Origin of the sequence: Salinibacterium sp. SWN167 (genome assembly GCF_015864665.1) — a bacterium.
Taxonomy (GTDB): Bacteria; Actinomycetota; Actinomycetes; order Actinomycetales; family Microbacteriaceae; genus Rhodoglobus.
This window is the reverse complement of the sequence record NZ_JADYWU010000002.1, coordinates 111,131-135,766: the sequence shown is the minus strand read 5'-3', so window position 1 is coordinate 135,766 and position 24,636 is coordinate 111,131. Positions and strand designations below refer to the sequence as shown.

At 62.9% G+C, this 24,636-nt stretch carries 22 protein-coding genes; 11 read left to right on the top strand and 11 right to left on the bottom strand.

Features of this window, described 5'->3' with window-relative positions; all coding sequences use genetic code 11:
• Nucleotides 1-61: 61 nt before the first annotated feature.
• From I6E60_RS10570 to I6E60_RS10555, 4 genes are all read left to right on the top strand, one after another.
• On the top strand, nucleotides 62-361 hold the full coding sequence (locus I6E60_RS10570; protein ID WP_197180254.1) for a hypothetical protein: 300 nt from the start codon (nucleotides 62-64) through the stop codon (nucleotides 359-361).
• 159 nt (nucleotides 362-520) lie between these two features.
• Entirely contained in the window at nucleotides 521-787 is a 267-nt protein-coding gene (locus I6E60_RS10565) for a hypothetical protein (RefSeq protein ID WP_197126128.1), read from the top strand.
• A gap of 44 nt (nucleotides 788-831) precedes the next feature.
• A complete protein-coding gene (locus I6E60_RS10560; protein ID WP_197180252.1) occupies nucleotides 832-1,266 on the top strand; it encodes a metalloregulator ArsR/SmtB family transcription factor in 435 nt (144 codons plus the stop codon).
• On the top strand, nucleotides 1,266-2,180 hold the full coding sequence (locus I6E60_RS10555) for a cation diffusion facilitator family transporter (RefSeq protein ID WP_197126132.1): 915 nt from the start codon (nucleotides 1,266-1,268) through the stop codon (nucleotides 2,178-2,180). The genes I6E60_RS10560 and I6E60_RS10555 overlap by 1 nt, the downstream gene beginning before the upstream one ends.
• Before the next feature lie 57 nt (nucleotides 2,181-2,237).
• Here I6E60_RS10555 and I6E60_RS10550 read toward each other — a convergent pair whose 3' ends face one another.
• From I6E60_RS10550 to I6E60_RS10530, 5 genes are all read right to left on the bottom strand, one after another.
• A complete protein-coding gene (locus tag I6E60_RS10550; protein WP_197180250.1) occupies nucleotides 2,238-4,043 on the bottom strand; it encodes an ABC transporter ATP-binding protein in 1,806 nt (601 codons plus the stop codon).
• Nucleotides 4,040-4,837: an ABC transporter permease gene (locus tag I6E60_RS10545; protein WP_197126136.1), complete on the bottom strand. Its 798-nt coding sequence runs from the start codon at nucleotides 4,835-4,837 to the stop codon at nucleotides 4,040-4,042. The genes I6E60_RS10550 and I6E60_RS10545 overlap by 4 nt, the downstream gene beginning before the upstream one ends.
• Nucleotides 4,834-5,829 carry an ABC transporter permease gene (locus I6E60_RS10540; RefSeq protein WP_010205490.1) on the bottom strand — a complete coding sequence of 332 codons (996 nt, stop codon included), beginning with the start codon at nucleotides 5,827-5,829 and terminating at the stop codon, nucleotides 4,834-4,836. Before I6E60_RS10540 ends, I6E60_RS10545 begins: the two co-directional genes overlap by 4 nt.
• 41 nt (nucleotides 5,830-5,870) lie before the next feature.
• Nucleotides 5,871-7,457, bottom strand: coding sequence for an ABC transporter substrate-binding protein (locus I6E60_RS10535; protein WP_197180248.1), 1,587 nt, complete (start codon nucleotides 7,455-7,457; stop codon nucleotides 5,871-5,873).
• Nucleotides 7,458-7,596: 139 nt separating this feature from the next.
• Nucleotides 7,597-8,829, bottom strand: a complete 1,233-nt coding sequence (locus I6E60_RS10530; RefSeq protein ID WP_197180246.1) for an amidohydrolase family protein — start codon at nucleotides 8,827-8,829, stop codon at nucleotides 7,597-7,599.
• A 158-nt stretch (nucleotides 8,830-8,987) separates the two neighbouring features.
• On the opposite strand from I6E60_RS10530, the gene tdh reads away from it, so the two are divergent.
• From tdh to I6E60_RS10510, 4 genes are all read left to right on the top strand, one after another.
• The gene (gene tdh / locus I6E60_RS10525; RefSeq protein ID WP_197180244.1) at nucleotides 8,988-10,013 is read left to right on the top strand and encodes an L-threonine 3-dehydrogenase; all 1,026 of its coding nucleotides are present in this window, start codon (nucleotides 8,988-8,990) and stop codon (nucleotides 10,011-10,013) included.
• A 58-nt stretch (nucleotides 10,014-10,071) separates the two neighbouring features.
• Complete coding sequence (locus tag I6E60_RS10520) at nucleotides 10,072-11,253, top strand: glycine C-acetyltransferase (RefSeq protein ID WP_197180242.1); 1,182 nt, start codon at nucleotides 10,072-10,074, stop codon at nucleotides 11,251-11,253.
• Between the two features lie 8 nt (nucleotides 11,254-11,261).
• Nucleotides 11,262-12,038 carry a GntR family transcriptional regulator gene (locus tag I6E60_RS10515; RefSeq protein WP_197180240.1) on the top strand — a complete coding sequence of 259 codons (777 nt, stop codon included), beginning with the start codon at nucleotides 11,262-11,264 and terminating at the stop codon, nucleotides 12,036-12,038.
• 65 nt (nucleotides 12,039-12,103) lie between these two features.
• The gene (locus I6E60_RS10510; RefSeq protein WP_197180238.1) at nucleotides 12,104-13,135 is read left to right on the top strand and encodes an NADPH:quinone reductase; all 1,032 of its coding nucleotides are present in this window, start codon (nucleotides 12,104-12,106) and stop codon (nucleotides 13,133-13,135) included.
• A gap of 24 nt (nucleotides 13,136-13,159) precedes the next feature.
• On the opposite strand, the gene I6E60_RS10505 is transcribed toward I6E60_RS10510, so the two are convergent.
• The 4 genes from I6E60_RS10505 to I6E60_RS10490 form a co-directional block, all read right to left on the bottom strand.
• Nucleotides 13,160-15,184: a glycoside hydrolase family 13 protein gene (locus I6E60_RS10505; protein ID WP_197180236.1), complete on the bottom strand. Its 2,025-nt coding sequence runs from the start codon at nucleotides 15,182-15,184 to the stop codon at nucleotides 13,160-13,162.
• Complete coding sequence (locus tag I6E60_RS10500; protein ID WP_231601568.1) at nucleotides 15,184-16,071, bottom strand: sugar ABC transporter permease; 888 nt, start codon at nucleotides 16,069-16,071, stop codon at nucleotides 15,184-15,186. The genes I6E60_RS10505 and I6E60_RS10500 overlap by 1 nt, the downstream gene beginning before the upstream one ends.
• A gap of 40 nt (nucleotides 16,072-16,111) precedes the next feature.
• Entirely contained in the window at nucleotides 16,112-17,725 is a 1,614-nt protein-coding gene (locus I6E60_RS10495) for an ABC transporter permease subunit (RefSeq protein WP_197180234.1), read from the bottom strand.
• Between the two features lie 132 nt (nucleotides 17,726-17,857).
• A complete protein-coding gene (locus I6E60_RS10490; protein WP_197126159.1) occupies nucleotides 17,858-19,090 on the bottom strand; it encodes a maltose ABC transporter substrate-binding protein in 1,233 nt (410 codons plus the stop codon).
• A 178-nt stretch (nucleotides 19,091-19,268) separates the two neighbouring features.
• Here I6E60_RS10490 and I6E60_RS10485 point away from each other — a divergent pair, with 178 nt between their 5' ends.
• The 3 genes from I6E60_RS10485 (at nucleotide 19,269) to I6E60_RS10475 (ending at nucleotide 23,119) form a co-directional block, all read left to right on the top strand.
• Nucleotides 19,269-20,939 carry a glycoside hydrolase family 13 protein gene (locus I6E60_RS10485; RefSeq protein WP_231601508.1) on the top strand — a complete coding sequence of 557 codons (1,671 nt, stop codon included), beginning with the start codon at nucleotides 19,269-19,271 and terminating at the stop codon, nucleotides 20,937-20,939.
• 111 nt (nucleotides 20,940-21,050) lie between these two features.
• Entirely contained in the window at nucleotides 21,051-22,067 is a 1,017-nt protein-coding gene (locus I6E60_RS10480; protein WP_197180232.1) for a LacI family DNA-binding transcriptional regulator, read from the top strand.
• 128 nt (nucleotides 22,068-22,195) lie between these two features.
• A complete protein-coding gene (locus I6E60_RS10475) occupies nucleotides 22,196-23,119 on the top strand; it encodes an ECF transporter S component (RefSeq protein ID WP_231601507.1) in 924 nt (307 codons plus the stop codon).
• Here I6E60_RS10475 and I6E60_RS10470 read toward each other — a convergent pair.
• Both I6E60_RS10470 and I6E60_RS10465 read right to left on the bottom strand, forming a co-directional pair.
• Nucleotides 23,103-23,822, bottom strand: coding sequence for a hypothetical protein (locus I6E60_RS10470; RefSeq protein WP_197180230.1), 720 nt, complete (start codon nucleotides 23,820-23,822; stop codon nucleotides 23,103-23,105). The genes I6E60_RS10475 and I6E60_RS10470 overlap by 17 nt on opposite strands.
• Nucleotides 23,823-23,949: 127 nt before the next feature.
• Nucleotides 23,950-24,555: a TetR/AcrR family transcriptional regulator gene (locus I6E60_RS10465; RefSeq protein WP_197126168.1), complete on the bottom strand. Its 606-nt coding sequence runs from the start codon at nucleotides 24,553-24,555 to the stop codon at nucleotides 23,950-23,952.
• Between the last annotated feature and the right edge of the window lie 81 nt (nucleotides 24,556-24,636).

Below are 24,636 nucleotides of genomic sequence, written 5' to 3'. Positions count from 1 at the left end.
CAACGGGTCGACGCCCTTTCGAGGGCTATGTTCTGATTCTTGCTGCCACTACTCTAGGAACATGAGCATTTTTGCAGTATCCAGCGATGTCGTGAATCCTCTGATGCCTCAGGGGTTCGACATCCTGTTCTCCTCGATGTTCGTGTTTGTGCTTCTCGTCAACTTGGCAGCACTCGTGCTTGTCGTTACGGCACTCGTGTCCATCTCGCGCCATCGCCACATGCTTGTCGGCACCGAACTAGCTCTGTGGGTCGCGATTACGGTGATCGCGACCGGCCTCGGAGCGATTGCTTGGTTTGCGATTGGCCGCCGAAAAGCGCGCGACAACTCTCCCGAAGAGGCGCTGCCAGTGCGCGACTGAGCACCGGATGTTACAAACATCGAAAATGCTCTAATGAAGCCTCGACAGACAGCCCCCACAGGGGTTAACTCAAAGGGAGAGAATTCCCGCGGAGTTGCGGGATGTTTCCCAGCAGTGTCTGAGGTCCTCAATAGTGTGAACTCGAAGGAGTAAAAAACTATGACGATTACCACGCCACGACCGACTGAAGGAACAGCCGACCGCATGCGCCCCACCGTAGCCTGGACGACTATCCAAGCCGGACTCTGGGTCGGCAACACCGCCGGTGAGTTTGCCGGCATGATCGAGCGGAGCTCCGCTGGTGAGTTCTTTGTCACCGACCACCGCGCCCGGCCGCTCGGCACCTGCGCCACCCTCGACGACGCGAAAGCCCGTCATCAGAGGCAGTTGCAGGCCGCCCAAGCTGCACGAAAGCCCACGATCTAAGCCCAACGCTTGATATTAGAATCTGCGCATGTAATCATATTCGCATGAGCGCAGATATCTCCGAGTGGGCCGATCCCGCCGACGACTACGTGTCGGTCGCCGTTGAAATTTTCTCCCTGCTCGCGGATGCCACCCGGTTTCGCATCGTGCTCGCCCTCCGCGAAGGAGAACTCGCCGTGGGAGAAATTGGCGAACGCGTTTCTAAACCACAGGCCACAGTCTCTCAACACCTCGCGAAACTGCGCATGAGCCGAGTCGTGACAACGCGCCACGAAGGCGCCCGTGTCTACTACCGCCTCAGCAACGACCACGCCCTCGAACTCATCCGCGTCGCTGTCTATCAAGCCGAGCACGCGGTTGACGACACTGTGCGCCACAGCCACCACGCGCCATCCACACCCCTCGGTGATGCCAAGAGCACCAACCCTGTCACCGCCGGCGGCACCAGCACCGGCACCGGCACAGACGGGCCCCGCTAATGGGCGCCGGGCACGACCACGCCGCTGGCACCAACAACCGCACTCGGCTCCTCATCGCCTTCATCATTACCGTCGGCGTTGTTATCGCCCAGGCCATCGGCGCCATCGTCACGGGCAGCCTCGCGCTGCTCGTCGATACCGCCCATATGCTCACCGACTCAGCGGGGCTCCTCATGGCGCTGCTCGCCGCCGGCCTCATGCAACGCCCCGCCACCAGCAAACACTCCTGGGGCCTCAAGCGCACCGAAGTGCTGAGCGCGATGGCGCAATCAACGCTGCTGTTTGCGGTCGGAATTTACGCACTCGTCGAAGGTATTCGCCGTCTCTTCGACCCACCCGAGATTCAACCGACCGGCTTGCTGATTTTCGGCATCATTGGCCTCGTCGCTAACCTCGCTGCGATGATGGTGCTCACCAGCGGCCGCAACTCCAACCTCAACATGAAGGCGGCGTTTCTCGAAGTCGTCAACGATGCCCTCGGCTCCGTGGGCGTCATCGTCAGCGCAATCGTGATTGCCCTCTTCGGCTGGTACCAAGCGGATGCCGTGGTCGGTATTCTGATCGCCATTTTGATCGTGCCCCGCACCATCATCCTGCTCAAGGCAAGCCTCGGGGTGCTGCTGGAATCGACGCCCAAGGGTATCGACCCCGAAGCAGTGCGCGCCCACATTCTGGCGATGGATCATGTCACCGCGGTGCACGATCTGCACATCACGCGCATCTCGTCTGACCTGCCCGTGCTCACCGCTCACGTCATCGTCGGCGACGCCTGCTTCCGTGACGGTCATGCCGCCGAGATGCTGCCCGCCCTGCAAAAGTGCGTCGCCGAACACTTTGAACTCAGCATCGAACACTCAACATTCCAGATCGAACCCGAAAGCAACATCGACGAAGAGCACGTGCACCACCACTAGCGGGTCATGCTTCATTGGCCATTACTGCCGGTATCTCACCGACGGATAGAGAACGCACTATTTCGCGCGCTGCCCCGGGATCGCTGCAAGCAGTTCGCGCGTATATTCGTGCTGCGGATTCGAGAGCACCTCGCGCGCAGTGCCCGACTCAAGAACCGTGCCCGAACGCATCACCGCAATGTGGTCAGAGATCTGACGGATCACGCCAAGGTCGTGGGAGATGAAGAGGTAGCTGAGCCCGAACTGCACCTGCAGGTCGACCAACAGTTGCAAAATTTGTTCCTGCACTGAGACATCCAGAGCAGATACGGGTTCATCGAGCACGATCAACTCGGGGCCGATCGCAAGCGAACGCGCGATGGCGACGCGCTGGCGTTGACCACCGGAGAGCTCGGTCGGGCGACGCTGCGCGAGGCTCGGGCTGAGGCTCACGTGCTCGAGGAGCTCACGCGCTACCTCGGCACGGTGCGCCCGGTCGCCCACGCCAAACGCGCGCAGCGGCTCGGCGATGATCTTCTCGATCGACATTTTGGGGTCGAGAGAACCGAACGGGTTTTGGTAGACGACCTGCACGCGGCGACGCAGTTGACGCAGCGCTTCGCCCGAGAGCGAAGTGACATCGGTGCCGTCAAAGCTCACGGTGCCCGAATCGGCCGAGGCGATGCGAGCTGCGATGCGGGCGGTTGTTGTCTTACCCGATCCCGACTCCCCCACGATCGAGAAGGTCGAGCCGCGAGGCACCACGAACGAGACATCATCCACGGCGCGCAACACTTGCGAGCCTCCACCTTGGCGGCGGAGAGCGAAGGTCTTGACCAGGTTCTCGACCTCAAGAATGTTAGCGGCGGGCGCGGCATCCGCCCCGCTGTTGGCAGCGACGGTTGCTACTCCGGATGCCGTGGCCACACCCGCAGGCTGCGCCGGGCGGGTGCGGGTGAATAGCTTTCCCGCGCTCGATTGCTGTTGCTCGCCGAGAGCCGTCACTGACGGGGTGAGGCGTCTGCTCGCCAACCCCGGAGCGGACTGCACGAGTTTCTTCGTGTACTCGTGGGTGGGCGCCGACAGCACCTGTTCGGTCGTACCCTGCTCGACAATTTCGCCATTGCTCATCACGGCGACGTAGTCAGCACGGTCGGCGGCGACAGCAAGGTCGTGGGTAACGAGAACGACGGAGGTGTTGTGGCGGCGCACGAGTTCGTCGATGTTGTCGAGAACGTGGCGTTGCACGGTCACGTCGAGGGCGCTCGTCGGCTCGTCCGCGATGACGAGTTGCGGGTTGCAGGCCCACGCGATTCCGATGAGCACGCGCTGGCGCATGCCGCCCGACAGTTCGTGCGGAAACTGGGTGGCGCGAGCATCCGGATCGGGCAGTCCGACCTCGTCGAGAATCCGCACGGCTTCGGCAGCGGCGGCAGCCTTGTCGAGCTTGAGGTGCAGGCGCAGGGCTTCGGCGATCTGGTCGCCAACGCGCATGAGCGGGTTGAGTGACTTGCTGGGGTCTTGCGGCACGAAGCCGATGCGACCGCCGCGGATAGAGCGCAGTTCGCGCTCCGACATCGGGCCGAGGTCGCGCCCTTCAAACTCGATCGAGCCGCTGTCGATGCGGCCACCGGATGCCAGTCGCCGAATCAGCGCCTGCGAGGTCGTGCTTTTTCCCGAGCCCGATTCGCCGACGATCGCGACGATCTTGCCGCGCGGCACGACGAAGCTAATGCCGCGCACCGCCGCCACGGACCCCGAGCGGGTCGCGTAGGAGACGTGGAGGTTACGCACGACGAGGATGTTGTCGTCGGCCGCGTCGCTGGCGGCTGCCGCAGCCTTCGCACCGGACTCTGCTTTCGCACCAGAACCATGCTCGATCATTCGTCGCCTCCGATCGCTCGTGCTACCCGGTTCACGGCGAGCACGACCACAAGAATTACGGCACCCGGGATGATGCTGAGGCCGGGATTGGTGGCCACATAGTCGCGGCCGGCGGAGACGAGCGCACCCCACTCGGGAGCGGGCGGCGGAGCGCCGAAGCCCAAGAAGGTGAGGGCCGAGACCGAGAGGATGGCCGTGCCCAGCTCGAGCGCCGCCATCGCGATCACGGGGCGGGCCGCGTTGGGCAGGACGTGCTGCACCAGAATCGCGGGCGCCCGAACGCCCAGCGTGCGGGCCGCTTCGACGTACTCTTCGCTGCGGATGCGGATCACTTGCGAGCGCATGACGCGCGCGAAGCTGCCGGCAGCCCCGAGCCCGACACCAAGGGCGAGAGACAAGGGTCCGAAGCCGAGGCTGGCGACGACGATCAGAGCGAGAAGAACTCCGGGAACGGCGATCAGCACATCCACGAAGCGCATGATGATGAAGTCGGTGCGGCCGCCAACGAAGCCCGAGATCAGCCCCACGACGGCACCCACAACAACGCCGACGACGACGGCGAGGGATGCCGAGAGCAGCGAGAGGGCGGCTCCGTAGATAACGCGAGAGTAGAGGTCGCGGCCCAGGTTGTCTGTGCCGAAAAGGTACTGAGCGCTCGGTGGCAGCAGCCGGTCTGTCGCGACCGACTCGAAGGGATCGTGGGTCGCGAGCAACTGGGGAGCCAGAGAGGCCACGATCGCCACCGCGATAATGATGAGCCCGAGAACGAAGCCGGGCTTGCGCAGATTCGTCACTTCTTCGCCCCCAGTCGAGCACGCGAAGGAACGCCGCCACCGATGCGCGTGCGCGGGTCGATGAAGCCGTAGGCAACATCCACGAGCAGGTTGACGAGCGCATAGATCGCGCCGACCACCAGCACGACGCCCTGGATGACGTTGATGTCGCGAGCAAGCACGGCATTGACGGTCATGCGGCCGATTCCATCCCGCGAAAAGACGGTCTCAACGACAGCGGTTCCGCCCGCCAAGTACCCGATGAGCAAGCCGAGGATGGTGATGGAGGGCAGCAGGGCGTTGCGCAGCAGGTGCTTCGTGAAGATGCGGCGCGGCGGCACACCCTTGGCCACGGCGGTAAAGACATAGGGACTGTTCTGGGCTTCGAGCACGGCAGAAGAGAAGACCTGAAAGAAGAGGGCACCGACGGGCAGGGCGAGCGTGATCGCGGGCAGGATGGCCGCGTCGAAGCTGCGAGCGCCGGCCGAGGGCAGCCAGCCGAGAGTGAAGGCGAAGACGCTGATCAACAGCAGGCCGCTCAGGAAGGCGGGCACCGCGATCCCGAATGGCGGAATCTGCAGCAGCAGTTGGCGTAGCCACGGCCACGGTGCGGCGTAGGCCAGGAAAGTGATGAGAACGGCGGAGGTGACGCCGAAGAGCAGAGCGAGTGAGGCGATCTGCACGCTGAACGGGAAGGCCCGGCCGATCATCTCGGTCACGGGAACACCGGTAGCGATGGAGATTCCGAGGTCACCTTGGGCTGCCGCAATGAGGTGGCCAAAGTACTGCTGCCAGAGTGTTCCGTCGAGGCCGTACTGCACGCGCAGGGCATCGAGTTCAGCCGGATCGATGACCGTTGATGCGCCACCCTTTGCTGCAAGGGCGGCGATCAACGGGTCACCGGGCAGGAAATGGACCAGCACGAAAACGAGCGTGTAGGTAGCCACGACAACGAACAGGAACTGTCCGAGTTTGGGCAGCAAGTAGCCTGCCCAGGCTTTCACCTGTGTCACGACTGACGCTTTTTCATGCTGGTCACATCACCTAGGGAGAGTTATTCCGAGACGCTGACGTCGTACATGATCAGTCGCGACGACGAGTCGAAGGTCAAACCAGAAACGTTGGCGGTTGAGGCGTGCACCTGAGCAACTTCGAGAAGCGGGATCAGGTACGCACGGTCAATAATCATCTCCTGAATTTCGGCGATGAGTGCCGTGCGTTCGGTGGTGTCTGCCGTGCTGGCCTGCTCGTTGAGCAGTGATTCCAGTTCAGCGTCGTCGATGATGGCCCACTTCGAGACGGCATCCTTCGAGAATGTGACCCGCAAAACGTCGGGGTCAGTGCGCGTGAGGCTGGCGCTCAAGAAGTCGTAGTCGCCGGTCGCGATGGCTCCGAAGAAGTCTCCGGCGGTCACGATGTTGAGCTGCAGGTCGATGCCAGCCTTAGCGAGCTGAATCTGAGTTGCCTCCAGAACATCCTGGCCGTAGAAGGCGGTAACGCTCATGGTGAGACGCTGGCCGTCCTTCTCGCGGATGCCGTCAGAGCCGACTACCCAACCGTTGTCATCGAGCAACTCAGTGGCTGCATCGAGGTCGTAGGCCATGGCGTCTTCCTGGCTGCTGTAGCCAGGAGTGGCGGAGCTGAGCGCGCTCGAAGCGGGCTGCGACTGCGACGAACCGGTGAGGGCGGTGATTTCTGCACGGTCGGTAGCGAGCAGCATTGCCTTACGCACGATCTCGTCGCTGACGACGGGACGCGTGGTGTTGGGCACGAGGCTCGTGGGCATTCCGGGGTTTCCGCGAGCGTAGATGTTGTAGTCCGCGGTGTCGAAGCGGGCCTCATCTACGGCAGGAAGGTCCTGGATGATGTCGAATTCGCCGGTCTGGAGTCCACCGGTGCGCACGCCTGCCTCCGGCGTGATCGGGAACGTGACGGTGTCAACGAGTGCTTCACCGCTGTGGCCGCGAAGTTCGGATGCCCAGTCGTAACCGACACGCTTGGCGATCACGACGGAGTCGTTAGCCACGTAGGAGTCGATCGTGAAGGGACCAGTGCCGACGACAGTCTGGCAGCGGTCTTCGGGGCTGAGCTCGGTGGTGGCGTCAGAGACGAGGCCGAGCGTGATGGTGCTGGCACCCTGCAAGAACTGAGCGTTCGACGACTCGAAGTTCACGGTCACCGTGTTCTCGTCGACAGCGGTGCTGCCTTCGTAACCGGCGAGGTACTGCGAGGCGAGAGATGCGGTGGAACCCATCTCAAAGAGAGCGTCGAGGTTCTTGACCACGGTGTCTGCGGTCAGCGCAGTCTCATCGCTGAAGGTGACGTCATCACGCAGTTCGAAAGTGAACTCGGTGAGGTCATCGTTGGTTTCCCAGCTCTCTGCGAGCCACGGCACCAGTTCGCCGGTTTCGGCATCCTGATCAATGAGCGAGTCAACAACCTGGCGGCCAATGTTGAGCGCGGTGGTGAGGGTGACCTGCTGAGGGTCGAGGCACACGGGGTCACCCGTGACTGCCATCGTGATATCCGTCTTGGGCGAAGCGGCTGGCCCTGCCGCGCAAGAGGCCAACAGGCCCAGTGCGGCAAGTGCTCCGATGGGCGCAATGCCCCAGCGAAGTACTCGGTTTTTCGGGGAGTTCATACTCGGTCCTTTCAGTGCTGAAGACGCAACGTGGTGAGCGTTGCGGTGGTACTGCGGAATGTGATGCGGATGCTGCGAGTGGAGCTGGTGCTGCTGGAGGGTTCTACTGCTGCGTGTTATGCGGTGATGCTGCCCCGCATTACTGCGGGAGTTCCCCGAACACGACGACACCGCGCGAGACAACCGCGACGATGTTTTCGGTACGAAGCTGAGTGATGTCTTCCCACGGACGGCCCTTGAGCACGACAAAGTCGGCGCCCATTCCGGTCGCGAGGGTTCCCACCTTGGCGGCCAGACCGATTGCATCGGCCGCATCCGAGGTCGCGGACTGCAGCGCACGTTCTGCGCTCCAGCCGAACATCTCGGCCATCAGACGTACTTCTTCCATCTGATCGCCGAATTTTACGAAGATGCCATTGGCATCGGTGCCGAGCACGAAGCGCACTCCGGCGCGACCCGCTGCGGTGAAGTTGGTGTTGCGCTCGATCACAACGGCTTGCGCCTTTTCTTGCGCTTCCGCCGAGACCGGGATGCGGGCTTCGGCGATCACGTCGTTGATCATGAGCGTGGGCGCCACCGAGATGTTGCGCTCGAGCAGTGCTGGCCACTGCTCTTCGGTGATGCCGGTGCCGTGTTCGAGGGAGTCGACTCCGGCATCCAAGGCAATCTGGTTGCCCTCGGTGGAGTGGCTGTGCGCAGCGACCTTGAGGCCGAGAGCGTGGGCTTCGTCGAGGGTGGTCTCGATTTCGGCGGTGGTCTGGTTACGCCAGCCGACCTTGTCACCGGTGGAGAGCACTCCCCCGCTGGTGAAGATCTTGATGCCGTCGACACCGGCGCGAGCGTATTCGCGTACGAGCTTGCGGCACTCGTCTGGACTATCGGCGGTGGGCGTGCGGTGCGGGTAATGCGGCGGGATAAAGAGATCGCCGTGGCCCGCGGTCATGCCGACGGGGCCGTGCACGAGAATGCGCGGGCCCTGCTGAATGCCCCGATCGAAGGCGCGCTTGACGGCGAGCTGGCGACCATCACCGGAAAGATCGCGCAGGGTGGTGACTCCGTTGCGAGCAGCCTGATGGGCGTTCGCCGCGATATGGAAGACCTGCTCTTCCCACGGAGTAAGCAGTGGCCACGAAACCCAGTCGACTTTGTCCGGTCCGGCGTAGCCGCCGAGGTGAACGTGAGTGTCGATAAGGCCGGGAATCACGCTGTATTCGGATGCCGTGGTTGCGGCATCCGAGTCGGTGGCGTTGGCATCGTTCACGGTTTCTACCGCGTCGATCCGGTCACCTGTCCAGCTGATGGAGCCGATGCCGTGCGCGGCCGTGCCATCCCATAGCGATATTCCCTCGATGCGCTGGGATATTTCGGTCACGAATGGCTCCTTCAACTTATGATTTGTATGACGCTAGCAGAAGAGTGGCACTTGTAAACAAGTGACAGTACTCTGAAACACAGCAGCGGACACGTCGAATGAGGTGCGCCACAAGCGCACACCACGCGCCCTGTCGCGCCGCCTGAGAGGAATCAACGATGAAAGCCCTCTACAAGGACAAGGCCGGACCAGGCCTCATATTGGCCGAACGCCCCGAGCCCACCCCCCAGCGTGGCGAGGTGAAAATTAGGGTCGCTCGCACCGGAATTTGCGGCACTGACCTGCATATTGAGTCGTGGGATGCGTGGGCCGCCGGTGCCATCAAGGCTCCCCTGATTCCCGGCCACGAGTTCTCGGGTCACGTTGTTGAGCTGGGCGAAGGAGTGACGTCGGTCGAGGTCGGCGCCCTCGTTTCCGGCGAAGGCCACGTCGTCTGCGGGCACTGCCGCAACTGTCGCGCCGGCCGCCGCCACCTCTGCAAATTCACTTCAAGCATTGGTGTAAACCGCGATGGCGCTTTCGCCGAGTTCGTCGTGATTCCCGAACAGAACGTCTGGGCGCATCCGCTCGACATCGACCCCGAGCTCGCCGCCATCTTCGATCCGCTCGGTAATGCTGTGCACACCGCACTGTCGTTCCCCATGGTCGGCGAAGACGTGTTGATCACTGGCGCCGGGCCGATCGGTCTCATGGCGGCGAAGGTCGCTCGCCACATCGGCGCTCGCCACATCGTGATGACCGACGTGAACGAAGAGCGTCTGCAGCTCGCGCGCGACATGGGCGTCGATCTCGCGATCAACGTCTCGACAACGCGCATTGCCGAAGCTCAAGAACAGCTCGGCATGAAAGAGGGCTTCGACATCGGGCTCGAAATGAGCGGTCACCCCACAGCGCTTCCCGAGATGATCGGCAACATGAATCAGGGCGGCCGCATCGCGATGCTCGGCCTGCCCGCCGAGCCCATTGGCATCGACTGGGCCACCGTCGTGACCCACATGATCACCATCAAGGGCATCTACGGCCGCGAAATGTTCGAGACCTGGTACGCCATGAACGCCATGGTGCACACCGGTTTGGATGTCTCTGCCGTTGTCACCGACCGCTTCCCCGCCGAACAGTGGGAAGAAGCCTTCGCGACCGCCCGCCGCGGCAAGAGCGGCAAGGTCATCATCGACTGGTCGTAGTCGACCACGCCGCTGAAGCCATCCCGGCCCGCCACCCCACAACTTTCAGGAGCACCGCATGTACGGAACAGTTCGCGACCAACTCACCACGACCCTCGATGAGATCCGCTCGGCCGGTCTCTACAAGACCGAGCGCCAGCTCGAGACCGCGCAATCGGCCCACGTGGAAGCGGGCGGCAAGCCCGTGCTCAACTTCTGCGCCAACAACTACCTCGGCTTGGCCAACCACCCGCGCCTCGTCGCCGCCGCCAAGAACGCCCTCGACGAGTGGGGCTTCGGCATGGCGAGCGTGCGCTTCATCTGCGGCACCCAGACCCAGCACGTTGAGCTCGAAAACCGGCTTTCGGCGCTGCTGAGCATGGAGGCGACCATCCTGTTCCCCTCGTGCTACGACGCGAACGGCGGCATCTTTGAGGTGCTGCTGGGCGCCGAGGATGCCGTGATTTCGGATGAGCTGAACCATGCCTCGATCATTGACGGCATCCGCCTCTCGAAGGCTGCGCGCTACCGCTACAAGAACCGCGACATGGCCGACCTCGAAGCCCAGTTGATTGCCGCGAAGGATGCTCGCCGCCGCCTCATCGTCACCGACGGTGTCTTCTCGATGGACGGCTACCTCGCCCCGCTCGAAGCGATCTGTGACCTCGCCGAGCAGTACGACGCGATGGTCATGGTCGATGACTCGCACGCTGTCGGCTTCGTCGGCGAGACCGGAGCCGGAACGCCCGAGCACTGTGGCGTCTCCGACCGCGTCGACATCATCTCGGGCACGCTCGGCAAGGCCCTGGGCGGAGCATCCGGGGGCTACATCAGTGCCCACTCCGAGATCGTGGAGTTGCTGCGCCAGCGCGCTCGCCCGTACCTGTTTTCGAACGCCGTTGCACCCTCGGTAGTTGCCGGCTCGATCGAAGCGCTCAACCTCGTGGCCGAAGGGGCCGAGAGCCGGGCCAAGCTCACGGCGAACGCCGAACAGTTCCGCGCCGGAATGGCCGAGGCCGGGTTCACGCTACTGCCGGGCGAGCATCCGATCATTCCGGTCATGTTCAGCGACGAGCACGAAGCAGTAGCGATGGCGGATGCCCTGCTCGCGCTCGGCGTCTACGTGATCGCCTTCTCGTTCCCGGTCGTGCCGTTGGGCAAAGCTCGTATTCGCGTACAGTTGTCGGCTGGACACTCAAGCGAGGACATCAGCCGCTGCGTTGAGGCTTTTGTGGCCGCCCGAGAGTCGATCGCCGCATAGGAGCGCACATGGAAATTACGGTCCCCGAAGGCCGCATCGTTACTGGATCGCTCACCGAGGACGAGCGAATTCTCAGTGGCGTGCTTCGCCATGTGCGTGAGGCTGCTCGCGACTCCAACTTTTTGTTGCCCGGCGAGCTGAAGCTTGCCGAGTGGTTGGACTGCAGTCGCCCGCAGGTTCGGGTGGCGCTTGCGCAGTTGGAGCGCCAGGGGATTGTGATTCGCAGTCAGGGAGCCGCCACCGTCGTCGACCCGGTTGCTCTGCGCTTGAGCGCACGCTTTGAGGCGAGCGTCTCCTATGGCGAGGTGCTCGCGCGCATGGGCTACACGCCCTCGGTCGAAATCTTGACGGCCGAAACAATCGAGCTGCCCGCCGATCTTGCTCCCCTCCTGTCACCGCTCAGCACCAACCGTGCGGTGAAGATCGTGCTGCGCTGGTACGCCGACGATCAGGCCGCCATGGTCGCCGAATACACGATCCCGCTGCCCGCCGGAGAACACGACGCGATCGACCCCACCGACCCGGTTTACGAGTCGGCCAAGAAGCTCTGGGGCGAAGGAATTGCGTGGGAGATCGTGACCGCCGGAGTTGCTCTGCTCGACGACAAGTACGCCGACCTGCTGCAACTTGAGAAGGGCACCGAAGCCAAAATGTGGGAGACCATCGGAGTCACCCTCAGCGGCGAACGCATCTTCTACGCCCTCGAACACCACCACCCCACCCTCGTGATGTACTCCTTCGTGCGCACCATGCGGGCACCGTGGAGTGCGATCCCCGGGCACTAGATTTTTAGTGCCGCCACTGCTGGCGGCCGGGAATTGTTCCCCCTCACGACAACGTTGGAGTTGGTATGAAAGCAATTGTTTACCGCGAGACCGGCGCCCCCTCCGTACTGCAGGTGGTTGAGCGGCCCGTGCTTGAACCCGGGCCCGGCGAAGTGCGCGTGCGCGTTGTCGTGAGCGGGGTGAACCCGACCGACTGGAAGTCACGCCGCGGTGCGGCATCCGGTCAGGCCTTGCCTTTTGATGAGGTTGTACCCGGCCAGGACGGTGCCGGCATCGTTGAAGCGATCGGCTCTGACGTGCAGCATGTCAGCGTCGGCGACCGCGTGTGGCTCGCCCTTGCGGCGTACCAGCGCTCGAACAGCGGCTCGAGCCAAGAGCAGGCCGTGCTGCCCGCCGAACGTGTTTTCGCGCTGCCCGCGAGCGCGAGCTTTGACCAGGGCGCCAGCATGGGGGTTCCCGCGATCACCGCCTACCGCGCGCTGACCGTGGCCGAAGACGGACCCGACGAACTCCATCCGACCGCTCTCAGCGGCAAGGCCGTACTCATTGCTGGTGGAGCCGGTGCCGTCGGCCATGCCGCGATTCAGCTTGCTCGCTGGGCCGGCGCGACCGTCATCACGACCGTGAGCGGACCGGCGAAAGCGGCCCTCGCTACCGTCGCTGGCGCTCACCACGTTCTCACGTATACCGACGCCGACATCGTTGAGCAGATTCGCACGATTGCTCCCGAAGGCGTCGACCAGATTGTTGAAGTCGCGCCCGCCCAGAATGCAGAGCTTGATCTCGCGGTCATCCGCAATCGTGGTTCGATCTCTGTCTATGCCAACAACGGCGGAGACCACGTAACTCTTGATGTGCGCCGCCACTTTGCCCTCAACGTGCGCTACCAATTCGTGTTGCTCTACACCGTCGGCATCGATGCCATTCGTGCCGCGGGCGACACCATCAACATCGCTCTCGCGGATGGTGCGCTCGGCATCGGCGAAGAGACCGGCTTGCCGCTACACCGCTTTTCGCTGGAGCAGACCGCGGATGCTCACGCTCTCGTCGAGAGCGGAGCCGTCGGCAAAGTACTGATCGACGTTACGGCGCCTTAGCCCCAACGCCTGTGCTTGCGCACCTCAGCGCGCAGCGGGGTGCGCGACCCCGGGCAGAGTCCAGATAGCGCAGGTGCGACCGGCCGCCGAGAGCGTGAGCCCGGCGGCGGCGGATGCCAGAGTCGCGTTGCCGGAGAGGAACGCCGGGCTCGCAACATCCGCCCCGCGTGAAGCATGGTCGGACGCAGTCGCGTTCGCAGAGCCGTCCGTCGCTGCTAGCTCGACACCGAACGCGTTGGCCGGCAGCGTCACGGTCAGCGGCGAGCGCGCAACAACCACCAGAACGGTGGCGGCGGCATCCTCGCGTACGAAGACGAGCGCGTCATCGGCAACGTGCAGCCAGCGCAGGCCGCCGTGCGAGAGCGTGGGCAGCTCGCGCCGCAGCGCGATCAGCTGGCGATAGACCTCCAGCGTCGGCGCAACGGCAGCGTCGGTTTCGGTTCCCCACGGGATCGGCGTGCGCGACATTTCGCCATCGTCGCCGCTGAGACCGAACTCGTCGCCCGCGAAGACGACGGGCACTCCCGGCAGCGTTACCGAGAGTGCGAGAGCGAGCGGCACGTTCTCGGCGGGCGCGTGCGTGCGGAACCGCGCGGTGTCGTGAGTGTCGAGCGCATTCATGTTGCCGAGCCGGATGCGCCACGGAACGCTGGCCGTGAACCGCACCGTCATCTCCGCAAAGTCGCGTGCGCTGTAGTTCGGAATGCCGCCAATGGGCTGCCCAAAGAACCACGCCTCCGGATCGATCGAGCCATCCGCGGTGACGTGCGAGGTGTCACCGGGTTCGGTAAGCCAGCCCCACACCGGCCTCGTGAACGACGGGTACGTCATCGCCCCGTGCCACGCATCACCCTGCAGATCGCTCGCGGCATCGTTCGTCGACTCCGCCAACAGCACCGTGTCCGGGTTCACGTCTTCCATGGTGCGACGGATGATCTGCCGCACCTCCTCGTTGAGATCCTCCGCGCCCATGCGCCCGGTCATGTTCGCGACATCCACGCGCCAACCGTCGAAGTTGTAGGGCTCTTTCAACCAGTGCGCGACCACCGAATCGTCGCCCTCGATGAAGCGCCGACGCAGCTCGGTCGAGTTCCAGTTGAACTTCGGCAGGCTCGGCGTGCCCAGCCAGCCCACGTACTCGGTGTGCTCATCGTTGGTGAAGTAGTAGAAGTCGCCCTCGGGCGCATCGGGTTTTCCGAGCGCGGCTTGGAACCACTCGTGCGCATCGCCGGAGTGATTCGTCGTCAGGTCTCCGATGACTTTGAGGCCGCGAGCGTGGGCCTTGTCCACCAGACGGATCAGCGCTTCGCGCCCGCCCAGCAGCTCATCGACATCCACGAAACTCGACGCGTCGTAGCGATGGTTCGAACGGGCCGGAAAGATCGGCGTGAGATACAGCATTGTCACACCGAGCGCGGTCAGGTGATCGAGGTGTTCGGTGATGCCATCGAGGTCTCCCCCATAGAACTGCTTCGAGCGGCCGGGCAGCACCGGGTCAACCGGCTCGTCCCAGCGCGCGGCAATCGCCCACTCAGGCTTGGCGTGAGCGTCGGCGGCGGATGACCGGGCAAAGCGATCGGGAAACACCTGGTACATCACCGTCTCCGCCAACCACTCGGGGGCGGCCGGGGTCGCGAGCAGCGCAAAGTCTTCGGAGTCGAGCGTCTCTATCGGGTGAAGACCGCTCTGGTTGAGCCACTCGATGCGGCCGGCGTTGCCGTGCGCAGAAACGGCAACACTCGACGCGCTGTGGCGTGGCTTCGACTCAGTGTGATCAGCCGCCTCGTGCACAAGCAACCAGCGGTAGCCATGCCGCGGGTTTTCGACCACGATGTCGGCCTGCCACCAGTCCCAGCCGGCCGCGGTTCCGGTGAGGCGAGCATCCGTCCAGCGTGGTTCGTGGTCGGGATTCTCGCGCACCCGCACCGCCTTCAGCGGGCCGTAGCCGACCGGCACCCGAAGGCGCAGAGTGACGGAGTCGCCGAGTGCGGGCGTCTGCGTGGAGACGTGCAACGCCGAGCCATCGTGGTGCGGGAGAAGGGCATCCATTACTTCACGCTTCCTGCGGTCAGCCCGCCGACGATGTATTTCTGCAGGAACAAGAACAGAGTCATCACGGGGATGGCGGCGAGCACAGCGCCGGCCGCGAAGATGCTCCAGTTGCGCGAGAACTCTTGAGAGACGAATTGGTAGAGACCCACCGCGAGGGTCTGCTTGTCGGGGTCGATGAGCACGATGCTCGCGATCACGAACTCGCTCGTCGTGCCCACGAACGACAGCAGGCCAACGACAGCCAAGATCGGGGCAACGAGGCGCAGGATGATCGTGAAGAAGATACGTGCATGACCCGCACCATCGATCTTCGCCGCTTCATCGATGGATGACGGAACCGTGTTGAAGAACCCGTACATCAGGTAGGTATTCACTCCGAGCGCGCCACCGAGGTAGACCATGATGAGCCCGATCTGGCTGTTGAGCCCGATCGCCGGGAAGATTTCGGAGATTCCCGAGAGCAACAAGAAGATGGCGACGACAGCGAGCAACTGCGGAAACATCTGCACGAGCAGCAGCGTGAGCAGCCCCACCCGGCGACCGATGAACCTCATACGCGAAAAGGCATATGCCGCGAGGGCGCCGAGGAAGACGGTACCGAGCGACGAGATACCGCCGATCAGTAGAGTGTTGCCAAACCACGCAGCGTACGGCTGCTGCGGTCGATTGAAGAGATCGACGTAGCTTTCAAAGCTGAAGTTCGAGAAGAGCGAGTTGGCGGTCACGAGGGTGCCGCCGGGGTTCAGCGACGCACTAAACACGTAGAGCAGCGGGAACGCGGCGAAGATCGACATGGCGATCCCGACGAGGTGACGCCAGCCGGTTTCGCGGAAATAGCGCTTGAAAGTCCGCTTCGGGTGCCCGACGGCAACGTCCGAGCGCATCGCGGCATCCGGGTTCTGCTTCTGAGTTGTTGCAGTCATCTCAGTTCAACTCCTCAAGCGATTTCGTGCGACGGAAACTGATGATGGCGATACCCGCCACCAGAATGAAGATGATGATCGCGAACGCGCTCGCGAGGCCGTAATCGCGGTTGGCTCCCACGAAGGCGACCTTGTAGACCATCGAAATTAGGATGTCCGTCGCGCCCACATTCACCCCCGCGGATACGTCGCGCGGCCCACCATTGGTGAGCATGTAGATGAGGTTGAAGTTGTTGAAGTTGAACGCAAACGACGAGATCAACAGCGGTGCAACCGACACCAACAACAGGGGCAGCTTCACGAATCTAAAGATGGCCCACGGCTTCGCGCCATCCACTGTCGCAGCTTCGGTGAGCTCTTCAGGGATGGCCTGCAGCGCCCCCGTCGTCACCAGGAACATGTACGGAAACCCGAGCCAGAGATTCACGAAAAGTATTGAGCCTTTGGCCAGCCACTCGTTCGTGAGCCACGGCACTTCGGCTCCGCCCAGCAGCACCACATTGATGAAGCCGAACTCTTGGTTCATCATTCCGGCCCACACCAGTGCCGACAAGAAGCCAGGGAACGCGTACGGCAAGATCATGATGATCCGGTAATACTTGCGACTCTTCATCCGCTTGTCATTGAACACAATCGCCAAGAACAGTCCGAGTGCGAAGGTCGTGAAGACCGAAAGGAACGCGAACGCGAAGGTCCACACGGTCACGCTAATCAGCGGACCACGGATGGAGTCCTCAGTGAACGCTCGAACGAAGTTGTCGAGCCCGACCTCAATTTTCCATCCCGGCAGCAGCTCTTGGCCGGCATCCGAGGTGAAGGCACCGGTGCCGATATCGGAGTACACGGTGCCGGAGTTCGTATCGCGCATCGTGCCCGCGGCTTCGTCGTACTCAAGCGACGAGGTGTAGAGGAAGGCGCTCGACCCATCGGGGGTGCGCAGCATGCCGTCGTTGGGATCGTCGGTCAGTGGGACGCTGATGGCGGCGATCTCGGTCTGCTTGCCGAGGATGTCTTGGAAGCCAAGACTCGTATACCCGTCGAGGCCAACCGCGACGCCTCCCTCAAGCTGGGCGTTCTGCACCTCTTCGAGCGGACGCTCGTTGCCACCGATGCTTACACTGCCATCGGGTTCGGTGACGAGGAAGGAGATTTCGCCGAGTTGCTCGAGCACCGTCAGACGGTAGTTTGGCGAATCGGCGACGCGGTTCTGCGATGACAGCAGTAGCGAATTGACCGCATCCGCTTTCGTGGAATTGTGGCCGGTGCCATAGTTCGTGAACGCGATGTAGCCCGAGTACAGCAGCACAAAAATTTGGAAGATCGCGAGAAAGATCAGGCCCGGCGCGAGGTACTTGGCGGGCAGCTTGCCGCGGGAGAAGTAGATCCAGTTGACGAGCAGCGTGACCGCAACGACGAGTCCAGCCACGAGCCACGATTCGCTGCGCACGAGCACAAACAGCGCGTAGATCGCGATCGCGTCGACGACACCGAGACCCAGGATCTTGACCGCGACAAGTTTCCAGCCACCGGAGGCGGCATCCGCAATTCTGGTCGCACGTTTCGCGCGGGCAGACTGCCGGATCGGGCCGGGATCAGTCTCGGGGGGTGTCGTCACGGGGATTCTCCATTGAAGGCGTGCAGGTCAGTCGAGCGGTGCGAACCGGGACTGCGTTCTGAGAAGGCAGTCCCGGCTCGGTGGTGCTGCAAGGAAGTGGCCGCCCGCGTGCAGACGGGCGGCCACCGTGAGCTATCCGGCGATAGCGGTTTCGATGTCGCCTGACATCTTCTGCCAGAGCGACGTTGCGTCGCCACCGTTGATGATGGCGGCTTCGGTGACACCCCAGAACTCCCAGACAGCTCCCATTGCGGGGATCGAGGGCATGGGCACTGCGTTCTCACCGACGGCACCGAATCCGGCAACGATCGGGTCGGCGCTTGCTGCTTCGAAGGATGCCGTGAGCGCTGGTGCGCGTCCGCCCACTTCGAACAGTGCGGTTTGCACTTCTTCGCTGCCCATGTAGTTCACGATGAATTCGTTGGCGGCGAGCGCATTCTCGCTCTTAGAACTGACGAAGAAGCCCTGCACTCCCACGAATGGTTGTGCGGTTTCGCCACCGGCAGAGGGGATCGGGTCGATCGCCACGTCGATGCCTGCTTCGACGGCGGCGGGCACGTTCCACGGTCCGGTCAGGTAGAAGGGCGATTCTCCGGCGATGAACTTTTCCTTGGCGAGGTCGCCAGTGATGTTGGTGTTGAGTACGCCTGCAGCGCCCTGTTCACCGAGCCAGGCCGCGAACTTGTCGCCACCCGCGTTGCCGATTTCGAGGGCGTCGGCGTCGTAGCTTCCGTCAGCGGCGGTGCCGAAGACGGGCGCACCGAACGAGGTCTGGAAGGGGTACAGGTGGTACGGGTCGGCCGCTTCAGGGTCGAGCCCCACCAAGAACGGGTATTCGGTTCCGGCAGCTTCGCCCATGGTGACCATCTCGTCGAAAGTCGCGGGGGTGCTGGGCGCGAGGGCCGTGTTGCGCACGAGAGCGATGTTTTCGATCGAGTAAGGAACGCCGTAGACCTGGCCTTCGTAGCTCATGGCGGTGATTCCGACGTCTTGGAAGGCATCCGCCTTGTCTCCGAGTTCGACGGGAGCAACGACACCGTTGGTCACGAAGGTTCCGAGCCAGTCGTGGGCGCCGATGACAACGTCGGGACCCTTCCCGGTGGGCACTTGGGCGATGAACTGGTCGCGAATGTCACCGAATTCTTTTTGTACAAGCTTGACCTCGACACCGGTCTCGGCAGTGAAGTCTGCTGCGGCGTCTTTGAGCACGGCTGCGCGATCGGCGTCGACCCACACGGTGAGTGCTTCGCCGGTTCCGGCGCTGTTATCTGCTGTGTCGGATGCTGCTGTGCATCCGGTCAGTACTAGCGATGCAGTAACTGTGAGTGCGCCTACGGCCCACAGTCCTTTGTTGTTCACCCTCATTGGTGCTGCCTTTCGTCAGTGAAAGCATTGCAAACTGCAAGCGCTTCCATGTATACCTCCTATGGGTCGGGTTCGGCAACAGCCTGTTCCAAAATTTTCAGCATTTATAGCGAGAGAAATGAGACGAACAATGTGGAAGCGCTTAGCTTTTGGGGCCAATGGCGATAGTGTGGCGGCTATGACTTCCGTGCTTCAGGACACCGAATGGTGGCGCTCCGCCGTTATTTACCAGATCTATCCGCGGTCATTTGCCGACGCAAACGGCGATGGAATGGGCGATCTGCTCGGCATCCGCGACCGACTTCCTGCGTTAGCTGAGCTCGGCGTCGACGCCGTGTGGCTTTCGCCGTTTTACACGTCACCGCAGCGCGATGCCGGCTACGACGTTGCTGACTACTGCGACGTGGATCCCCTCTTCGGCACGCTCGATGACTTCGACTCGATGACGAGTCGCGCCCACGAGCTGGGACTGCGGGTCATCGTCGACCTCGTGCCCAATCACTCCTCAAGCGACCACCGGTGGTTCCAGGCCGCACTTGCCGCGGAGCCCGGCAGCCCCGAGCGCGATCGCTACATGTTCCGCGACGGTCTCGGCGAGAACGGTGAGCTGCCACCCAACAACTGGCAGTCGGTGTTCGGCGGCGACGCCTGGACCCGCACAACGAACCCCGATGGCACGCTCGGTCAGTGGTACCTGCACCTCTTCGACACCACCCAACCCGATTTCAACTGGGAGAACCGCTGGGTGCGCGACCAGTTCGCCGACATCCTTCGCTTCTGGCTCGACCGCGACGTTGACGGCTTCCGTGTGGATGTCGCCCACGGCATGATCAAAGCCGACGGCCTGCCCGACTGGACTCCCCCGGTCGCCGGCGGCAGCATGGGCGGAGCCGGCACGACCGACGCCGAGCTTGCCGCATCCCGCGCACCGTTCTGGGCCCAAGACGGCGTGCACGAGATTTACCGCGAGTGGCGCGAGATTCTGAACAGCTACGACGGCGAGCGCATTCTGGCGGCCGAAGCGTGGGTCGATCCGCTCACCGACATGGCCAAGTGGGTGCGTCCGGATGAGATGCACCAGGCCTTCAATTTTCCTTACCTCGAGACACCGTGGGCTGCTGGCCCGCTGCGCTCCGTGATCGATGCCTCGATCAGCGCGTTTTCTGCTGTCGGAGCACCCAGCACGTGGGTGCTCTCTAACCACGATGTTGTTCGTCACGCGTCACGTCTCGCGCTGACTGCCGACAACCCACAGGGTCACGGCATCGGCCCGAAGTCAGCCGGCCTCCCGATTCCGGAGCTTGGGCTTCGTCGTGCCCGCGCCGCGACCGCCCTCATGCTCGCCCTGCCGGGCAGCGCCTACCTCTATCAGGGCGAAGAACTCGGCCTGCCCGAAGTAATCGACCTCCCCGATGAGGCCCGCCAAGACCCGACCTGGTTCCGCACCAATGGCGAGCGCTACGGTCGCGACGGCTGCCGCGTTCCGATCCCCTGGGAAGCAAACTCGCCCTCCTACGGCTTCGGCCCCACGGATGCCTCGTGGTTGCCGCAACCCGCAGAATGGGCAACTCTCGCCCGCGACGCCCAACGCGACGACAGCACCTCGACACTCTCGCTGTACCGCAACGCTCTCGCCCTGCGCCGCGCTCACGAGTTGGCCACCAACGAACTCGAATGGCTCGACACCGGCGCCGAAACGGTGCTCGGTTTCCGCACCGGCGACGTACGTGTCTTTGCCAACACCGGGGACGCCGCCGTGGCTCTCCCGGCCGGCGAAGTGCTGCTCGCGAGCGGCCCTCTCAGCAACGATCAGCTGCCGGCAGACACCACGGTGTGGCTGAGGGCATAGACCAACGCGGCTCCGAATTCTCGCGAATGGATGCCGGTCGATAGAATCAGCAGCGGCGCGACCGCTGTAGGGCGGCATCCATTCTCGTCAGAATCCAACGGAGGGCAGCTGATGGCTAGCATCGAAGATGTTGCTCAGCGCGCTGGTGTGTCCACCGCGACCGTGTCTCGGGCGCTCAGCGGCAACGGCCCCGTATCGGCGGCTGCGCGTCTCAAAGTGACGGAGGCTGCGGCCGCTCTCGACTATGTCGTCTCGTCGAGCGCGTCGAGTTTGGCATCGGGCCGCACCAAAAATGTCGGCCTCATGGTGCCGTATTTGACCCGCTGGTTCTTCACTTCTGTGGTGGAAGGCGCCCAGCAAGCGTTGATGCGCCACGGCTATGACGTCACTCTCTACAACCTTTCGGGCAGCGTCGCTGAACGCGAGAAGGTCTTCGACGTCTTCTTGCAACGCAAGCGCATCGACGGCATCATCACTGTTTCCCTCAAGCTTTCCCCCACTGAGGTGGAGCGGCTTCACGCCCTCGATCGCCCAGCGGTCGGAGTCGGTGGGCCGATCGACGGAGTGCGCACTCTGACCTTGGATGACGACGCCGTGTCGAGCCTCGCCACCGGCCACCTGTTGGCGCTCGGCCACACCAAGATTGCTCACATCGGTGGCTCTGAAGACTACGATCTCGAATTTCATATCCCTACGAATCGGCGCCACGGCTACGAAGCTGCTCTGCGCGAAGCGGGAATCGAGCCACGACCCGAGTTCTTTGCCACCGCCGACTTCACCGTTCAGGGCGGCTATCACGCAGCCAAGCAGCTGCTCGGCAACCCGCTACTACGCCCGACAGCGATCTTCGCTTCGTCAGATGAGATGGCCATCGGCTGCATCTTGGCCGCCCGAGACCTCGGCCTCGTGGTGCCGCGCGATATTTCCATCATGGGAATCGACGGCCACGAACTCTCCGAGTTCTTCGGGCTCACCACGGTGTCGCAGTCCCCGCAGGCTCAGGGCGAGCATGCCGTCGAGATCCTGATGAACCTACTCGTGCCCGGCAAGCATCCCGAGATCCCCGAAAACTCACCGATCGACTACGAGCTCATCGTGCGGTCGAGCACGAGTCGTCCGCCCGAGTAGCCCCACCCAGTTCGGGTTACCTCGGGCTGTTCTCTCGTTTCGCTGTGGCACAATCAGAATCGAATGGGCCTATTGCAGGCGTCGAGAGTCTGGGGGCAGACGTGAGCACTGGGAGAGATCACTCGTCTTTGCCTGCCGACTCTCTCGATCAGATAGCGGATGATCTGCAACGACTGCGGATCGCTGCCGGGGAAGTGTCGTACTCCGAGCTCGCATCGCGCATCGCTCATCGCCGTGAGGAAAACGGCGTTAGCCCTGCCGCTGCGCGGGTTGCCCGTTCGACGGTCTTCGACATCTTCCGCACCGGACGAAGCCGCATCAATGCGGGCCTTGTCGCCGAAATCGTCGTAGCGCTAGGCCACGATGAGGCAGAAGCCGAAGCCTGGCGATCACGATGTCTGGAGGTTCGTTCGACGGCGAAAGCGGCAGCCCCTCATGCTCCCCTTCCCCCCGCCCAGAATCCCGATTCACGCCTCGCCTTCGTCGTCGTCCTCATGGTGGCGGCTGTCGGCTTGAACCTCTTCGGCGGAAGCGTTGTCGCAAAGTTTGAACTACCAATCTTTCTCGACATGATCGGCACCGCAGTCGTCGCGATCGCTCTTGGCCCTTGGCAGGGTGCCCTCGTAGGACTCTCAACCAACGTCATCGGCGTCTTCGCAACAGTGCCGCAAACTCTGGCCTACGCCATCGTTAACGTCGTCGGAGCACTCGTGTGGGGGTATGGTGTTCGGTTGTGGCGCATGGACAAGTCGCGCTTGCGGTTCTTGCTGCTGAATGTGCTGGTCGCCCTCGCTTGCACCATCACTGCGGTGCCAATCACTGTGCTCGTCTTTGGCGGAGTCGCAGGCCACGCGGGTGACGACTTTATTGCGACACTGCGGGCGATTGGTGACGGCCTGTGGGCATCGGTCTTTACCGTCAACATCTCGATCTCACTCGCCGACAAGCTCATCACCGGTTACACGGCTCTCGCCATCATTCACCTGCTCGGCAGGCTTGGCCTGTCCGAAATCAGCCGCGGCAACGGCCCGCCGCTCAACACGCGACGCTGAGCCCCGGAGAGGTCGCCGACCGTTCGTCATGCGATTGCTCGCTCCCGAACTGCCGCGCAAACCGACGATCGGCCCAGCGCTGCGCGTCCTGATGGCGCGTCGCGAGTTCTGACGCTCGCTGCGCTGGTTCGAGCGACTCGAGATAGAGAGCGTCGGCGCGCGCGCAGAGGCCTGTCGCACTCGCCCACATCGTCTGTCGCGCCTGCGCGGGGGTCGTGCCTAGCTTCTCCCGCAGCTCTGCCTCGGGACCTTCGAAGGCGTGGGATAGCATTTCGGCGCGTTCCCCGAGGCGAGCGATCCACACCGATCGCATGGCGAACGTTCCGACCAGAATGACGAGCGAGAAGACCATCGCGAACGGAACGACGAAGAATCCGCCCACCGCAAGGGCCACAAGCAGGCTCTGGGCGAGCATCCGACCACGATCGTGGTTCTTCAGGTGTCGCGCTTTCTCAGCTACCTCGAGCGCGATCTTATGGTGGTCCTCGTTATAGGCGGTGAGCGCTCGGCGCAGCTCAGAGGTGACGGCAGCGAACTCTAGTTTGCCGATTCCCTTGAGGCGAGTGACATCGGTGCGTTGGATGATAGCGACTAGGTCGGGAGCAACGCATGAAGCGGTAATGAGCTGGCTATCCGCCTGAATCATCGCCTCGCTGAGTATGGCGGAAATAGCTCGTTTATCGTCGCTGGTGTGTATGGTCATGCCGCCCCTTTCGGTACTCACGGGTCTAGTCGTCAGCGTCCAGTACATCCCCTGCGAGCACTGCACCCGTGCGATTTCGACGATCCCGAACGAACCCGGACACCCCACGGATGCCGTCGCCGGGCTACTAAGAGTGGGGCTCTACAAGCCGGCGGGCGGCTTCGCGCACGGAGTCGCAGCGCGCTTTCTCGCTGCCTGCGAACTCGGGGCATCCGATGGAGCGCAGTTCGGCCGGAGCGCGCTCCCAGTTGCTGGCAACGGCCAGCAGCAGAGCGAGCAGCTCTTCGGGCTTCCACGAGGAATCGACGATCCCTCGTTGCTGGGCGTCGGCAATCACTTCGAGCTTGTGTTTGTAGCCCTCGACGCGCCCTTCAGAGAATGATCCGAGCGTTTCGGCATCGTGCAGCCAGGCCCACATGGTGACGCGTTGCGCGCTCTGGTCGTTGACGAAGTAGTTGTGCAGTCGCACGGTATATTCCACGAGATCAGCATCGATCGGCACGGCATGAGCGAGACGGTCGAGCCCGGTCTGCATGACGTGATCGAAGAGAGCGTCTTTGTCGCCAAACCAGGCGTAAATACGTTCCTTGCTCGCCTTCGCTGTTTCTGCGATGCGATTGATACGGGCGCCAGCGACGCCGTACTCCGCAAATTCGGCTGCTGCAGCCTCAATTACGCGCTGTTTTGTTTCGCGGCCGCGGAGTTGATCACGCGGCATTTCTGTCGAAACCACCAAACACCTCCTAATCGAACCGGTTGGTTTGACTTAGCCTACACGCCAACGTACTGTCGAACCAATTGGTTTGATAAGAAC